Below are 14,185 nucleotides of genomic sequence, written 5' to 3' on the forward strand. Positions count from 1 at the left end.
GTGGTTCCGTGCGCGAAACGAGTGGCCTCAGGCCGGCTGGGGCTCTGCCGCCGGCGGCGGCTCCTGCGCCGCGCAGAGCGCCAGCATGGCGCGGGCTATCTCGGCCTCGCCCATGATCGTCAGCGTCGCGCCGCATTTCGTCAGATGCGCGACCTCGGCATCGGAATGGGCCCGAGCGATGATCGGCAGCGCCGGATTGTCGCGGCGCGCCTGCTCGCAGACCTGCCCCGCCTCGAAGCTCTGGGGGATCGCGACGAAGAGCCGCCGCGCCCGGCCGAGACCGGCCGCGGCCAGCACGGCGGGGTCGGCGGCGTTGCCGAGGAGAAGCTCGGCTCCGTCGCGCTTCGCGGCAGCGACGGCGTCGCCCTGTTCCTCGATCACCAGCAGTTTCTCGCCTCGCGCGATCAACCCGGCGCCAAGCAGGGCGCCGACGCGGCCATAGCCGACGACGACCATGTGGTCTTCCAGGCTGGTCGGTACGATGTCGAGATCGGGCTTTGCAGCCGCTGCGGGTTTGGCGGGGTCCGGCTTCGCGCCGGCCGGGCTCGCCTCGGCGGCGAAGCGATCGACCAGCGCAAACAGAACCGGGTTGAGCAGAATCGAGAGGATCGCGCCCGCAAGGATCAGGTCGCGGCCTTGCGGAGGCAGGATCGCCAGCGAAACGCCGAGCCCGGCCAGGATGAAGGAGAACTCGCCGATCTGCGCCAGCGAGGCCGAGATCGTCAGAGCCACCGCATTGGATCGGCCGAAGGCGCGCACGATCAGCCAGGCGGCGAGCGTCTTGCCAAAGAGGATGATCGCCAGCGTCGCCAGCAGCGGGCCCGGTGCGCGCAGCAGGATCGCGGGGTCGAACAGCATGCCGACCGAGACGAAGAACAGCACCGCGAAGGCATCGCGCAGCGGCAGGGATTCCTCCGCCGCGCGTTGGCTCAGCGGCGATTCGCTCAAGATCATGCCGGCGAAGAAGGCGCCCAGCGCAAAGGAGACGCCGAACAGGCTGGCGGCGATAAAGGCGACGCCGAGCGCGACCGCCAGAACAGCGAGCCGGAAAAGCTCGCGCGAGCCGGTATGGGCGACCCAGTGCAGCACCCAGGGGATGACGCGCCGGCCGACGACGAGCATGAAGGCGATGAAGGCGACGACCTTCATCAGCGTCAGCCCGAGAACGCCCCAGAGGCCGAGATCGAACTGGCTCGACCAGGGAGCCGGAACGCCCGGGCGTGCGCCATTGATCGCATCGGCGACGGCCGGGATCATCACCAGCGCCAGAACCATGGCGAGGTCCTCGACGATCAGCCAGCCGACTGCGATCTTGCCCTTGTCGCTCTGGACCAGCCGCCGTTCCTGCAGGGCGCGCAGCAGCACCACGGTGCTCGCGACCGACAGGGCCAGGCCGAAGACGACGCCCGCGACCCAGGTCCAGCCAAGCAGAAGCCCGAGCCCCGTACCGAACAGCGTCGCGACGCCGATTTGTACGAGTGCGCCGGGAACCGCGATCGCCTTGACCGAGAGCAGATCCTTCAGGGAAAAATGCAGGCCGACGCCGAACATCAGCAGGATGACGCCGATCTCGGCCAACTCATTGGCGAGGTTCTGGTCGGCGACGAAGCCCGGCGTGAACGGGCCGACCGCGACGCCGGCGACGAGATAGCCGACCAGCGGCGAGATGCGGAATCTCTGGGCGAGAGCCCCGAAGACGAATGCAAGGCCGAGGCCCGCGACGAGGATGGCGATCAGCGGGCCGTGATGCATGGGTCTCCCAAAAGGATGCGCGACGAAAGGCGAATGGCGGGGCGTGCACGACCATGCCGGCTGAATCCGGCGATTTCAACCGCGGGGCTGTCGCACCAGGCATTTTTGCGCCGGTGCTGGAGCGCGCTGCCAGCCCCGCGCAAGCGCCGCACGGCTTCGGCCATGCGGCGCTGTCAGGCCTTGGGCTTCTCCAGCAGGATTTGCCCCTGTTTCTCGACGCCGATCTTGAGCTTCTCCGCGAAGACGGCGAGGACCCAGGGCAGCATCATTTCGACGCGGACCAGCGCCGGCTCGACGTCGAGCCGGCCGCGCACGGTGTAGCCAAGCGCCGCGACCCCGAAATGGAGGCTGTCGCCTTCCCAGCGCTCCTCGACGAGTTGCATCTTCACCATGCCGAGCCGGTCGCGAATGCGATCGACGCCCTCGCGCAAGCGCGTCACTGCACCTTCGCGGCCGAGATCGTGAGAGACGGTAATGCTGACGGGCTTGGCCATGATGCTCCTTGCGCGAGCCGGACTGCGGCAGGCCTATGAATGGTGACGGAAGCGGCGGATTTCCAGACCGGCCCGCCGGGCGCGGCCTGCGGGCACTCACCCCAAACGAAACCGGCCGGCGCGATGGGGACGCGGCCGGCCGGGTGTTGTTCGGGCTTGCTCGAGCCGGGTCAGGCGTCGCGTTCGTGCAGACGCCGCTGACCCCGCTCGGTGATGCGCCAGCGCTCGCCGGCGGCTTCGACGAGGCCGCGCCTCTTGAGGACCTGAAGCATCGACACGTCGAAGACGAAATGGCGGGTCTGCTCCTCGATGCTTTCGAGAGCGATCCATTCAGGATCCGACATCACGCATGGATGCCGGATGAGGAGGTGCTGTGCTTCCATTGAGCGTCTCCTGCGTAGGCTAGGGGATCGAGCATCGATCTCGCATGTAATCTTGGCCGTGTCGTGACTGCGGTCGGCGGATCGATGGCGGGAACGTTTCCGGTTTTTTCCTGCCTAGGCCTTCTCGCTTTTTGCGGGGCTTTCTCGTTTGTGCGCGGAACTCTCACGCCGGTGCCTCGTTCACTGACCGACAGTTCGGTCCCACAGGGCGCCGGCCGGGCAGGGCTGGCGACAGGGGCCGACGAAGAACCCCTGCTCACGACCGCGCCCGCATAATAGGAGAGTCCACAATGGCGACCATGAACAGCTTTCCGCCCGACGTTCCCAAGGATCGCGACGAGGTCCGCGACGACATCGAGGGTGCCGCCGCGACGGTGCGCGCCAAGGCGTCGCATCTGGCGGACAAGGCGACCGAGACCGTCCGCGACGGCTATTACCGTGCCAGGGACGCGATCACCGAGACCGACCCGGTCGAACTCGCGCGCGAAGGCGGTGAAGCGGTCAGAGGGGCCGTGGAGCGTCATCCGCTGGCGGCGTTCGGGCTGGGCGCGCTCAGTGTCGGCCTGATCGCATGGGCCAGCCTGCGCGGCTCGTCTTCCTCGCGCTTCGAGCGTTACGAGCCGGATTACGGGCGCTGGAGCCGCCTGCTGCAAAGCTATGGCAGCGATGCCGCGGAGAGCGGCGAGAGCGCGCTCAAGAGTGGCGAGAAATGGCTGCGCAGCAATAGCGGCGTCGCCCGTGACTATGCGCGCGACTATGCCGGCCAGGCACGCGACTACGCCGATTACGGTGGGCGGATGATCGCCAAACGCGCCGAGCGCGAGCCGATCGCCGCCCTGCTCGGTGTCGGCATCGCCGTCTATTTCATCGGTTCGCTGCTGGCGTCGTCGGCGGTGAGCGAGCCGGCGCCGGCCCGCAAGCGCACAACCAAGCGCTGACAGGGAGCAGGCCCAGGCACGCTATCCCCACGCCTGCCATTTCGCGAGTTGAAACGAAAAAGCCCTGCCGCATCGCTGCGGCAGGGCTCTTTTGTGAGGTCGACCGCTGCCTCAGGCAGCCGTCGCGCCTGATCTCACCACCAGTAGCCGCCACGGCGACCGTAATAGCCGCGGCCGTAATAGCCGCGATCGGCCGAGGCTGCGATCGCACCGCCGATAACGCCGGCGGCGACACCAGCCGCCACTGCGTTGCCGGTCTCGTTCGAAGCGCGGCGGTTCTCAACATAGTTCGCGGAGCGGCACTGCTGGTAGGCGCGGGTGCCGGGGCGGAAGCCTTGCGATTCGCAGGTGATTTCGGCGTCGGCAAGCGACTCCTGCGCAGTCTGGCAGCCGGCGAGCACGGCCGCCATAGCCCCGACAATCAGAATTGTACGCATTTCTTGTCCCTTTTTGCAGCCTCCCAACGGCTGCTCGGGACTAAAATGCAGGAGCCCTGAGAGGTCAAGCGAAACAGCGGTCGTTGGGTTAAATCCGTGTGCGAAGTTGCTGCAATACTGCGGCAATCGCGGACGGGGGAGACCTTCGGTGGCCTCCTGGAACCGACGGCCCGGGACAGGCCGGTGGCGTTAGACCGCCGCTCCCCCGGCCGTGCCGGTGATGCCTTCCGGTCAGGCCTTGCGGGCGGGCTTCTCGGTAGGCTTGCCCGAGCGCGTGAGGCTCTCGATCTCGAGCGGCGGCATGCCGGATTTCTCGGCGATGAGACGGTCCTGTTCCATGATCGCGTCTCGCGCCGGTTCGTCGCCGTCGAGGCCGCCGAGGAGGGCGGTCGGGACACGGCGGTTGGAGCGGCGCGAGCCATCGACATAGAGGACGTCGAACATCACGAATTCGGCATCGAGCGGCTTTGATTTCTTGCGGGCCATGGCAGGCTCCCTTTCGAGATGGGCAGAACCGGCGCCCGCTTGGCGTGGTCGCGAAGGCGCGTCGCGGGGATCGCGCACGGCGCAGGCGAAAAGCGGGACCGGAGGATGATGGGGGACGCCTAGACCATGGACGGTCGCTGTGCAATCCGGCCCGCCCTGTCGAAACCGCTGGCGACCCCGCACGTTCCCGACTTGCCGACGACCGACCAAGTCTCTTAGCTCGTGCGCAGAGGCCGGCCTGACGAGGTGCCGTTCTTGCAGGTGCTGTCGTGAAGCAAGCATTGTCGTGAAACGAGTGGTATCGTGAAAATCCTGATCTTCGGCGGCTCCGGCTTCGTCGGACTCAACCTCGCCGAGACCATGTTGGGGGCGGGGCATGAGGTCGTGGCCTTCGATCGCGCGCCGGTGCCCGAGAGGGCCGTCGCGGCGTTCGCCGGGTTGCCAGGCCGCTTCGAGACGCGGCTCGGCGATGTGACGGACGAGGCTGCCGTCGCCGCAACGGTGCAGCTCGGAACCGATCTCGTCGTGATGGGCGCGGCGATCACCGCCGGGCGCGAACGCGATGCGCGCGAGCCTGCGACGATCCTCGAGGTCAATCTGCTGGCGCAGGTGCCGATCCTCGCAGCCGCGCGGGCGGCCGGCGTGCGCCGGGTCGTCAATCTCAGTTCGGCCGCCGCCTATGGCGCAGCGGGCGAGCGTGTCGACGAACTCACCGAGGACACGCCGGGCGATCCGGTCGGCCTCTACGCCATCACCAAATGGGCGAGCGAGCGCATCGGTGCGCGGCTCGGCGATCTCTGGGGCCTCGATGTCGTCAGCCTGCGGCTCAGCGGCGTCTTCGGCCCCTGGGAGCGCGCGACCGGCGTGCGCGACACGCTGAGCCCTCATTGCCAGATCCTGGCGGCGGCAGCGGCCGGCGAGCCGGCGATCCTGCCGAGGCCCGGCCTGCGCGACTGGATCTATGCGCCCGATGTCGCCGCCGCGGTACTGGCGGTCGCGGAGGCACCGACGCTCGGCCACGGCGTCTACAACGTCTCGACCGGAAGTTGCTTCACCCTGCTGGACTGGGGCCGGCGGCTGGCTGCCTCCTTCCCGGGCTTCGTCTGCCGGCTGGCCGAGCCTGGCGAGGCGGCGACGATCGATTTCCACGGGCCGTCCGACCGGGCGCCGCTCTCGGTTTCGCGGATCGCGTCCGATCTGGGCTGGCGGGCGGCGACGGAGGGGCTTGATTCCGCCGACAGGCTCGCCGCTTGGTGGCAGGCACACGGGCGAAGCGGAGAGGGCGGACCATGAAGCTCGAAGGGAAGGTCGCTCTCGTCACCGGCGCCGGTTCCGGGATCGGGCAGGCGATCGCGCTGCTCTTCGCCAGCGAAGGGGCGAGGCTGGCGCTGGTCGACCGGGACGAGGCGGGCGTCGGGGAGACGGCCGCCCTGATCGTGGCGGCGGGCGGAGATGCGCTGGTGCAGAGCGGCGATGTCGGTCTGCCAGACTGCGCCGATGCGGCCGTGGGTGCCTGCGCCAGCCGTTTCGGCGGGATCGACGTGCTGGTGACGGCGGCCGGATTCTCCTGCGGCGGCACGGTGACGACGACGGCCCCCGAGGATTGGGATGCGGTATTCCGTGCCAATGTCGGCGGTACCTTCCTGTTCGCGCGGGCGGCGATCCCGCAGATGAAAGCGCGTGGCGGCGGCGCGATCGTGACCTTCGCCTCGCAGCTCGCGCTTGCCGGCGGGCGCGGCAACAGCGCCTATATCGCCGCCAAGGGCGCAATCCTGAGCCTGACGCGGACCATGGCGCTCGACTATGCAGCCGACCGCATCCGCGTGAATGCGATCGCTCCGGGCGCCATCGACACACCAATGCTGCGCCGCAGCTTCGCCCGCCATGCCGAGCCCGAACCGGTGCGGGAGGCCTCGCGCAGCCGCCACGCGATGAAGCGTTTCGGCCGGGCCGAGGAGGTCGCGCAGGCAGCCCTGTATCTCGCCAGCGATGCCTCCTCTTTCAGCACCGGCACGACCTTGGTGGTCGATGGCGGCTGGCTGGCCGCCTGAACAGGTCGGCAAGGAGAACTGTCCGGCATGAACGCTGCATCGGGCGCCGCCATGAAACATGATGGTCTTTCCGTTCTCGAAAGCCGGATCGCGGCCGATCTCGACCGTACGGCGCATCCGCGCGCGCCCTGGCTCAAGCCCGTCACAGGCCCGGACGGCACGACGGCCCATGACGTGATCATCGTCGGCGCGGGACAGTCCGGACTTGCCACGGCGTTCGGGCTGCTGCGCTCGCGGGTCGACAACATCCTCGTGCTCGACAAGGCGCCAGCCGGGCAGGAGGGGCCGTGGCGCTCCTATGCGCGGATGCACACGCTGCGCAGCCCGAAGGACTTCACCGGCCCAGACCTCGACATGCCGAGCCTGACCTACCAGTCATGGCACGAGGCGAAATTCGGTCTCGAGAGCTGGCAGGAGCTGACCCTCATCGAGAAAGGGCATTGGGCGGATTATCTCGACTGGTTCCGCCATGTCGTCGGCATCCCCGTGCGCAACGAGGCGGAGGTGGTCGATATCGCGCCGGCCGGCGGGTTGCTGGCGGTGACCATTCGCAGCGGCCGTGGAAAGCAGATTCTGCATGCCCGCAAGCTGGTGCTCGCGACCGGGCAGGAGAGCATGGGCGACTGGAGCCTGCCGGCCCCGATCGCGGCGCTGCCGCTGTCCCGGCGCGCGCATTGCGCCGAGCCGATCGATTTCGCTGCGCTGGCAGGCAAGCGCGTCGCCGTGATCGGCGCCGGCGCCTCTGCCTTCGACAATGCTGCGACCGCGCTCGAGGCAGGGGCTGCCGCGGTTGACCTGTTCTGCCGCCGGCCCGAGGCGCAGGTTGTGCAGCCCTATCGCTGGCTGACCTTTCGCGGCTTCCTGCGCCATCTCGGCGATCTCGACGATGCCTGGCGCTGGCGCTTCATGAGCGCTATCCTGGCGCTGCGCGAGGGCTTTCCGCAGGCGACCTATGACCGCTGCGCAGTCCATGACGCCTTCCGGCTGCATCTCGGCGCGCCCGTGCTGAGCGCCGTCGACGGGGCGGGCGGAGCCGAGCTGGTGGTGCCATCGGGCTCGGTCGACGTGGATTTCGTGATCTGCGCAAGCGGCATCGACATCGATCTTTCGGCGCGGCCGGAGCTCTCCCGTTTCGCCCGCAACATCGCCTCATGGGCCGACCGCTACACGCCGCCCGAGGCCGAGCGGGACGACCGGCTCGGCCGCTTCCCCTATCTCGGCGACGACTATGCGCTGGCCGAACGCGTGCCGGGCGCGACGCCCTGGATCAGCGACATCCACCTGTTCAGCATTGCCTCGACGATGAGCTTCGGCGCGTCCGGCTCCTCGATCAACGCGATGACGACGGCGGTGCCGCGCCTCGTCTCGGGGTTGACGCGCGGGCTGTTCCGCGCCGATGTCGAGCGGCTGTGGGACGAGTTCCGGGCCTATGACGAGCCGCAGGCGGTCGTGCGGCCCCCAGCCTGACGGGCGCTAGAGACGGCAAGGCATGGCACCGTGCTTGCATCCCGTTCCGTTCGGAACCAACCTGTCGATTGCGTTCAAGAAAAGGGGAAAAGCATGACCATCGTACGGATGACCTGCCTGGCGGTGGCGCTCCTGAGCTCGACAGCCCTGCCGGTTCTGGCCCAGACCCGCGCCGAGACGCTGCGCCACGTCACTGGCGCCGCGATCAACACGCTCGACCCGAACATCCCGGGCTCGACCCGCGAGGCCTTCGGCCTGTCGCTCCTGACCTATGACCGTCTGCTCTCCTTCGGCAAGAAGCAGCTCGACGGCAAATGGGTCTTCGACCTCGACAATTTCCGTGGCGAACTCGCCGAGAGCTACAAGTTCAGCCCCGACGGGCTGAAGATCACCTTTGCCCTGCGCAAGGACGCCAAGTTCCATGACGGCACGCCCGTCACGGCCGAGGACGTGAAGTGGTCGCTCGACCGTGCCGTCACCGCAAACGTGCTCGGCAAGGGCCAGCTCCTGACAGGCTCGCTGACCAGTGCCGACCAGTTCAAGGTGATCGACGCCCACACCTTCGAGGTGACGCTGCCGAAGCCCGACAAGCTCGCGCTCGCCAATCTCGCCGTCGTCTATCCGGTGATCTTCAACTCCAAGCTTGCCAAGTCGAAGGCCACGCCTGAAGACCCCTGGGCGCTGGCCTGGCTGAAGGAGAACACCGCCGGTTCCGGCGCCTATATCATCGAGAGTTTCAAGCCCGGCGAAACCACGATCCTGCGCCGCAACCCGGACTGGAACCGCGGTTCGGCCGAGAAGCTGGCGAGCTTCAAGCGCATCATCACCCAGACCATCCCCGAGGCCGCGACCCGCGCCAACCTCGTCGAGAAGGGTGATGCCGACATCGTCATCGACCTGCAGGCGACCGATGCCGCCGATCTCGAGAAGAAGGGCAAGCTCAAGGTCATCTCGACCCCGCAGTACAACTCGATCACCTTCGTCTCGTTCAACAACCAGATGGCGCCCTTCGACAAGCTCGATGTGCGCAAGGCGATCGCCTATACGCTGCCCTATGACGACATGTTCAAGGCGGCGCTTTTCGGCCGCGGCGCGCCGCTCTATGGCGCGAACTGGGCCGATGGCAAGGCGCCGACGGGGGCGATCTTCCCGATCCCGCAGCCGCTGAAAACCGACCTGGCCGAAGCCAAGAAGCTCCTGACCGCGGCCGGTTTCCCGGACGGGTTCTCGACCACCTTCTCGTTCAATGTCGGCCAGGCCAGCACGGCCGAGCCGATGGCGGCGCTGCTCAAGGAATCGCTCGCCAAGATCGGCATCAAGGTCGAGATCCAGAAGCTGCCGGACGCGCAGATGTCGACGCTGATCAACGAGAAGAAGGTGCCGTTCTTCACCGAGGGCATCGTCGCCTGGCTGCCCTCGATGGATTACTTCTATCGCAATTTCTATATCGGCCCGATCCGCTGGAACTACGCCTCGCTGAACGACGAGAAGATCACGGAATGGGCGCAGGCCGCCCGTTTTGAGCCGGACATGGCGAAATACGCCGCCTTGGGCAAGGATCTGAACACGCGGCATTTCGAATTGATGCCGCAGATCCCGCTCTGGCAGCCCTCGCAGGATGCGGTGATGGCCTCGTCGATCGACGGCTATGTCTACCAGTTCCATCGGCAGATCGACTTCCGCGACCTCAGCCGGAAGTGAGGCGGTCTGGCGGTTTTCTGTGAACCTGTCGGTCGTCCCGGGCGTAGCGAAGCGAAGACCCGGGACCCATTCCGGAGCGCTTTTCGGCTATGCTCCGGAATGGGCCCCGGATCGGTGCGGCTTCGCCTCTTGTCGGGGACGACCTTGCGGGTGTGAGTAAGCAGAGATCGGAATGTCGCAACTCTCCACCACCGCCAAACGGGCCGGCTGGCGCTTCGCTTCGTCGCTGCCGGCGCTATTTGGCGTGCTCGTCTTCACCTTCCTGCTGATGCGCGTGCTGCCGGGCGATCCGGCGGTGTTCTTCGCCTCCGGTCCCAGCGCCGGCAAGGAGGAGATCGAGATGATCCGCAAGCAGATGGGTCTCGACAAGCCCGTGCCGGAGCAACTGGTGCGCTATCTCGGGGATATCGGCTCAGGCAATCTCGGGCGTTCGCTGACGACGGGGCAGCCGGTGCTGGCCGACCTCAAGTCGCGTCTGCCGGCCTCGCTGGAACTGACCTTCTCGGCATTGCTGATTGCGCTGCTGACGGCGATTCCGCTCGGCGTCGCCGCGGCGTTGCGGCAGGGCTCATGGATCGACCATGTCGTGCGCTTCATCTGCGCGCTCGGCGTCTGCGTGCCGACCTTCGTCTCCGGCCTCCTGCTGATCTACGCGTTCTACTACCTGCTCGGGATGGCGCCCGATCCGACCGGGCGCGTCGACATCTTCACCTCGCAGCCGCCTGTGGTGACGGGTTTCCTGCTGATCGATTTCACGCTGGCCGGCGACTGGGAGGGCTGGCGCGCGGCGGCCGCCCAGCTCGTGCTGCCGGCCTTTACGATGGCGCTGTTCGTGGTGGCTCCGCTGGCGCGGATCACGCGCGCCGCGATGCTGGCCTCGCTCGGCAGCGATTTCGTACGCACGGCCCGCTCGCTCGGTCTGCCGCCGGCCAAGGTGATCGTCACCTACGCGCTGCGCAATGCGCTGCTGCCGGTCCTGACCATCGCGGGCATCGTGTTCTCGACCATGCTCGGAGCCAATGTGCTGGTCGAGAAGGTGTTCTCCTGGCCGGGTGTCGCCTCCTATGCGCTCGATGCGCTGCTGGCGTCGGACTATGCGCCGGTGCAGGGTTTCGTGCTGCTGATGGCCTCGATCTTCGTCGTGGTGAACCTGACCGTGGACGTGCTCTACGGCATCGCCGATCCACGGGTTTCGGTCGAATGAGTGCCGTAATGACTTCAGGCAAGGGCTCGTTCCCCTCCCCCTCGTGGGGAGGGGTCAGGTGTGGGGGGCGGAAAGCCGGAGCGGGCGGCTTGCCCAGCCAATGCCTCATACCGGTGCAGCGTCTCCCTCGCTGTCTCGCCAAGCGGCACGCCCCCTCTCTCCAACTCTCCCCCACAAGGGGGGAGAGGGCGCGTTGCGGCAGCGGCACTGCGGGAGCCTTGTCGTGACCTCTGCCACGCTGCGCCACACCGTCTGGATCCTGCGCGGCAACCCGGTCACGGCCGTTGCCGCCGCCGGGGCCTTCCTGCTCTGCCTGCTGGCGGTGATCGGCCCCTGGATCGTTCCGTTCGATCCGATCGCCTCGGACGTGCCCAACGCTCTGCAGCCGCCGAGCGCGAAGTATTGGGCCGGCACCGACCAGCTCGGCCGCGACGTGTTCAGCCGGCTGGTCGTGGCGGCCAGGCTCGATCTCGCCATTGCGGCCTCGGCGGTGACCTTGTCCTTTGCGCTCGGTGCGGTGGTTGGGGCGCTCTGCGGCTATACCGGCGGGCGGCTCGACCGCTATGTCGGGCGCTTCGTCGACGTGCTGATGGCGTTTCCGCTGTTCGTGCTGGCGATGGCGATGGTGGCGGCGCTCGGCAACCGCGTCGAGAACATCGTCATCGCGACCGCGATCATCAACCTGCCGTTTTATATCCGCTTCGCGCGGGCCGAGGTGAATGTCCGGCGCAATGCCGGCTGGGTCGAGGCCGCGCGTGCCAGCGGCGACAGCCATGTCTCGGTGGTGCTGCGCTTTCTCCTGCCCAATGTGCTGCCGGCGATGGCCGTGCAGGTCTCGCTCAATCTCGGCTGGGCGATCCTGAATGCGGCGGGGCTGTCCTTCATCGGGCTCGGCGTTTCTGCACCGACGCCGGAATGGGGCATCATGGTGGCGGAAGGGGCGCGCTTCATCTCGACCGGAAAATGGTGGCTGGTCGCCTTTCCGGGGCTGGCGCTGATGCTGACCGTGCTGTGCTTCAACCTGCTCGGCGATGGTCTGCGCGATATCCTCGACCCGCGCATGCGGACGTGATGCATGACGATGGCTGACGGCGGGCCGCTGCTCGCGATCGAAGATCTGCATGTGACGTTCTCGACAAGGCGCGGGCTGGTCGAGGCGGTGCGTGGCGTTTCCTTCTCCGTGGCCGCTGGCGAGACACTCGGCGTCGTCGGCGAGAGCGGGTCCGGCAAATCCGTGACGGCCTTCGCGGTGACGCGGCTGCTCGATGCGTCGGGCCGCGTCAGCCAGGGTCGCATCCGCTTCGGTGGCGAGGACATCACCAAAGCCTCGTCGAAGCAGTTGCGCCGCTTACATGGCGCGGCGATCTCGATGATCTTCCAGAACCCGCGCGGCGCGCTGAACCCGATCCGTACGGTCGGCCAGCAGATCGCCGACGCGCTCAGTGCCCATGAGCGGATCTCGGCCGGAGAGGGCCGGGCGCGGGCGCTCGACCTGCTCAAGGCCGTGCTGATCCGCGACCCCGAGAAGCGGCTCGACGCCTATCCGCACGAACTCTCGGGCGGCATGTGCCAGCGCGTCATGATCGCAATGGCGATCGCCTGCGAACCGAAGCTGCTGATCGCCGACGAGCCGACGACCGGCCTCGACGTCACCACGCAGAAGACGGTGATGGACCTGCTTGCCAGGATCACCGCCGAGCGCGACATGGCGATGATCCTGATCACGCATGATCTCGGTCTCGCCTCGCGCTACTGCCAGCGCGTCTGTGTGATGGAGCAGGGCAAGGTCGTCGAGGAGGCACAGCCGCTGGCGCTGTTCAGCGCGCCGCAGCACCCCTATACCCGCCGCCTCGTCGCGGCCTCGCCGACCGCGACCTCGAGGATTGCCGATCTCGCGCCATTCTCGGACATCTGTAGCCCTCATCCTGAGGAGGTCGCGTCAGCGGCCCTCTCGAAGGATGGTCCAGTGGTCTCGGAGCCTCCTGGAACATCCTTCGAGACGCGATCTTCGATCGCTCCTCAGGATGAGGGCTCACGGGGAACAAGGCGCCCACCCGGCACACCGCTGCTGCTCGAGGTGCAGAACCTCGTGAAGCGCTACGACCGAGGCGTCGTCGCCGTGAACGACGTCTCGTTCTCTATCAGGGCGGGCGAGAGCCTCGGCCTCGTCGGTGAATCCGGATCGGGCAAGAGCACGATCTCGCGGCTGGTCTGCCGGCTGATCGACGCCAGCGAGGGCGAGATCCTGTTCGACGGGCAGGCGATCGGTACGCAGGCGGCGCGCGATTTCCATCGCTCGGCCCTGCGCAAGGACATCCAGATCGTCTTCCAGGACCCGACCGACAGCCTTAATCCGCGCTTCAACGCCTTCGACTGCATCGCCCACCCGCTGCGGCGCCTGCTCGGGATGAAGGATGGCGCCTCGCTCTCCGCCCGTGTCAGCGAATGCGCCGAGCGCGCCGGCCTGCCGAGCGCTTTGCTGGAGCGTTTCCCGCACCAGCTCTCGGGCGGGCAGAAGGCGCGCGTCGGCATCGCGCGCGCCATCGCCTGCCGGCCGCGCCTGCTGATCCTCGACGAGCCGACGGCGGCGCTCGATGTCTCGGTGCAGGCGGTGATCCTGCAACTGCTCGACCGTCTGCGGCGGGAGGACGATCTGGCGCTACTCTTCGTCAGCCATGACCTCAACGTGGTGCGGATGATGTGCGAACGCACCGTGGTGATGCAGAACGGGCGGATCGTCGAGCAGGGCGAGAGCCTCGCACTGTTCAGCCAGCCCCAGACCGACTATGCGCGGACGTTGCTCGAGGCCGTGCTGCATCTCGGCGGGCCGACCGCGCGCTGAAATCGCTTCGCGGACTTGAAATCGCGACAAAGCGGCGGATCATGACGGCTGCTTTTGTTATCGTCACAGGACAGGCTCCCGATGTCGCACCGTTTCCTGCTGCTGCCCGCGCTGCTCGTGCCAGCCCTGATGCTCGGCGCCTGCGCGGTTCCGACTTCGCGCTCGAACATCGTCGTGCTGACCGACAACAAGGGGGTGGTCGAGCCCTGCAAGCAGATCGGCGAGATCGATGGCGCCTCCGAGATGCACGCGATCCTGGTGCTCGACAAGGCGCGCGATGCGGCCCTCGCCCGGCTCAAGATCCGGGCCGCCGATATGGGCGGGACCCATGTCCTGACCCCGGTCGCCGACATCAAGTGGAAGGGCCCCTCGACCGCGGGGACCGTCTACAAATGCGGGGCGTGACGAGCAGGTCGCTCTCTGGTCGTGA

14 protein-coding genes are annotated in these 14,185 nt (G+C 67.5%); 9 read left to right on the forward strand and 5 right to left on the reverse strand.

The features are described 5' to 3' along the window. Positions 1-27 precede the first annotated feature (27 nt). The 3 genes from ybaL to C8D03_RS26170 all read right to left on the reverse strand — a co-directional run bounded on the left by ybaL (position 28) and on the right by C8D03_RS26170 (position 2,629). The gene (ybaL, locus tag C8D03_RS13870; protein ID WP_108046904.1) at positions 28-1,752 is read right to left on the reverse strand and encodes a YbaL family putative K(+) efflux transporter; all 1,725 of its coding nucleotides are present in this window, start codon (positions 1,750-1,752) and stop codon (positions 28-30) included. Between the two features lie 173 nt (positions 1,753-1,925). Beyond that, positions 1,926-2,246, reverse strand: a complete 321-nt coding sequence (locus tag C8D03_RS13875) for a polyhydroxyalkanoic acid system family protein (protein WP_108046905.1) — start codon at positions 2,244-2,246, stop codon at positions 1,926-1,928. Positions 2,247-2,416: 170 nt separating this feature from the next. Beyond that, positions 2,417-2,629 carry a hypothetical protein gene (locus C8D03_RS26170; RefSeq protein WP_146170174.1) on the reverse strand — a complete coding sequence of 71 codons (213 nt, stop codon included), beginning with the start codon at positions 2,627-2,629 and terminating at the stop codon, positions 2,417-2,419. 290 nt (positions 2,630-2,919) lie between these two features. On the opposite strand from C8D03_RS26170, the gene C8D03_RS13880 reads away from it, so the two are divergent. Beyond that, complete coding sequence (locus tag C8D03_RS13880) at positions 2,920-3,567, forward strand: hypothetical protein (RefSeq protein ID WP_108046907.1); 648 nt, start codon at positions 2,920-2,922, stop codon at positions 3,565-3,567. 134 nt (positions 3,568-3,701) lie between these two features. On the opposite strand, the gene C8D03_RS13885 is transcribed toward C8D03_RS13880, so the two are convergent. Both C8D03_RS13885 and C8D03_RS13890 read right to left on the reverse strand, forming a co-directional pair. After that, positions 3,702-4,004: a hypothetical protein gene (locus C8D03_RS13885; protein WP_108046909.1), complete on the reverse strand. Its 303-nt coding sequence runs from the start codon at positions 4,002-4,004 to the stop codon at positions 3,702-3,704. 231 nt (positions 4,005-4,235) lie between these two features. Beyond that, positions 4,236-4,490, reverse strand: a complete 255-nt coding sequence (locus C8D03_RS13890; RefSeq protein WP_108046911.1) for a hypothetical protein — start codon at positions 4,488-4,490, stop codon at positions 4,236-4,238. 303 nt (positions 4,491-4,793) lie between these two features. Here C8D03_RS13890 and C8D03_RS13895 point away from each other — a divergent pair, with 303 nt between their 5' ends. The 8 genes from C8D03_RS13895 (at position 4,794) to C8D03_RS13930 (ending at position 14,160) form a co-directional block, all read left to right on the forward strand. After that, the gene (locus C8D03_RS13895; protein ID WP_108046913.1) at positions 4,794-5,783 is read left to right on the forward strand and encodes an NAD-dependent epimerase/dehydratase family protein; all 990 of its coding nucleotides are present in this window, start codon (positions 4,794-4,796) and stop codon (positions 5,781-5,783) included. After that, complete coding sequence (locus C8D03_RS13900; RefSeq protein ID WP_108046915.1) at positions 5,780-6,541, forward strand: SDR family oxidoreductase; 762 nt, start codon at positions 5,780-5,782, stop codon at positions 6,539-6,541. The genes C8D03_RS13895 and C8D03_RS13900 overlap by 4 nt, the downstream gene beginning before the upstream one ends. Positions 6,542-6,568: 27 nt before the next feature. Further along, on the forward strand, positions 6,569-8,008 hold the full coding sequence (locus C8D03_RS13905; protein WP_248308467.1) for an FAD-dependent oxidoreductase: 1,440 nt from the start codon (positions 6,569-6,571) through the stop codon (positions 8,006-8,008). 93 nt (positions 8,009-8,101) lie between these two features. Further along, positions 8,102-9,709 carry an ABC transporter substrate-binding protein gene (locus C8D03_RS13910; protein ID WP_108046920.1) on the forward strand — a complete coding sequence of 536 codons (1,608 nt, stop codon included), beginning with the start codon at positions 8,102-8,104 and terminating at the stop codon, positions 9,707-9,709. A gap of 172 nt (positions 9,710-9,881) precedes the next feature. After that, the gene (locus C8D03_RS13915) at positions 9,882-10,913 is read left to right on the forward strand and encodes an ABC transporter permease (RefSeq protein ID WP_108046922.1); all 1,032 of its coding nucleotides are present in this window, start codon (positions 9,882-9,884) and stop codon (positions 10,911-10,913) included. 223 nt (positions 10,914-11,136) lie between these two features. Next, on the forward strand, positions 11,137-11,985 hold the full coding sequence (locus C8D03_RS13920; RefSeq protein ID WP_108046925.1) for an ABC transporter permease: 849 nt from the start codon (positions 11,137-11,139) through the stop codon (positions 11,983-11,985). A 3-nt stretch (positions 11,986-11,988) separates the two neighbouring features. Next, positions 11,989-13,755, forward strand: a complete 1,767-nt coding sequence (locus C8D03_RS13925; protein ID WP_465246443.1) for a dipeptide ABC transporter ATP-binding protein — start codon at positions 11,989-11,991, stop codon at positions 13,753-13,755. Positions 13,756-13,836: 81 nt separating this feature from the next. Beyond that, positions 13,837-14,160, forward strand: coding sequence for a hypothetical protein (locus C8D03_RS13930; RefSeq protein ID WP_108046927.1), 324 nt, complete (start codon positions 13,837-13,839; stop codon positions 14,158-14,160). Positions 14,161-14,185: the final 25 nt, after the last annotated feature.

The organism is Bosea sp. 124 (assembly GCF_003046175.1).
In the GTDB taxonomy this organism is placed as follows: Bacteria; Pseudomonadota; Alphaproteobacteria; order Rhizobiales; family Beijerinckiaceae; genus Allobosea.

Bases quoted from the DNA above. Each gene is read 5' to 3' on its own strand.
- ybaL (WP_108046904.1), bottom strand. From the start codon at position 1,752: ATGCATCACGGCCCGCTGATCGCCATCCTCGTCGCGGGCCTCGGCCTT.
- C8D03_RS13875 (WP_108046905.1), bottom strand. From the start codon at position 2,246: ATGGCCAAGCCCGTCAGCATTACCGTCTCTCACGATCTCGGCCGCGAA.
- C8D03_RS26170 (WP_146170174.1), bottom strand. From the start codon at position 2,629: ATGGAAGCACAGCACCTCCTCATCCGGCATCCATGCGTGATGTCGGAT.
- C8D03_RS13880 (WP_108046907.1), top strand. From the start codon at position 2,920: ATGGCGACCATGAACAGCTTTCCGCCCGACGTTCCCAAGGATCGCGAC.
- C8D03_RS13885 (WP_108046909.1), bottom strand. From the start codon at position 4,004: ATGCGTACAATTCTGATTGTCGGGGCTATGGCGGCCGTGCTCGCCGGC.
- C8D03_RS13890 (WP_108046911.1), bottom strand. From the start codon at position 4,490: ATGGCCCGCAAGAAATCAAAGCCGCTCGATGCCGAATTCGTGATGTTC.
- C8D03_RS13900 (WP_108046915.1), top strand. From the start codon at position 5,780: ATGAAGCTCGAAGGGAAGGTCGCTCTCGTCACCGGCGCCGGTTCCGGG.
- C8D03_RS13905 (WP_248308467.1), top strand. From the start codon at position 6,569: ATGAACGCTGCATCGGGCGCCGCCATGAAACATGATGGTCTTTCCGTT.
- C8D03_RS13910 (WP_108046920.1), top strand. From the start codon at position 8,102: ATGACCATCGTACGGATGACCTGCCTGGCGGTGGCGCTCCTGAGCTCG.
- C8D03_RS13915 (WP_108046922.1), top strand. From the start codon at position 9,882: ATGTCGCAACTCTCCACCACCGCCAAACGGGCCGGCTGGCGCTTCGCT.
- C8D03_RS13925 (WP_465246443.1), top strand. From the start codon at position 11,989: ATGACGATGGCTGACGGCGGGCCGCTGCTCGCGATCGAAGATCTGCAT.
- C8D03_RS13930 (WP_108046927.1), top strand. From the start codon at position 13,837: ATGTCGCACCGTTTCCTGCTGCTGCCCGCGCTGCTCGTGCCAGCCCTG.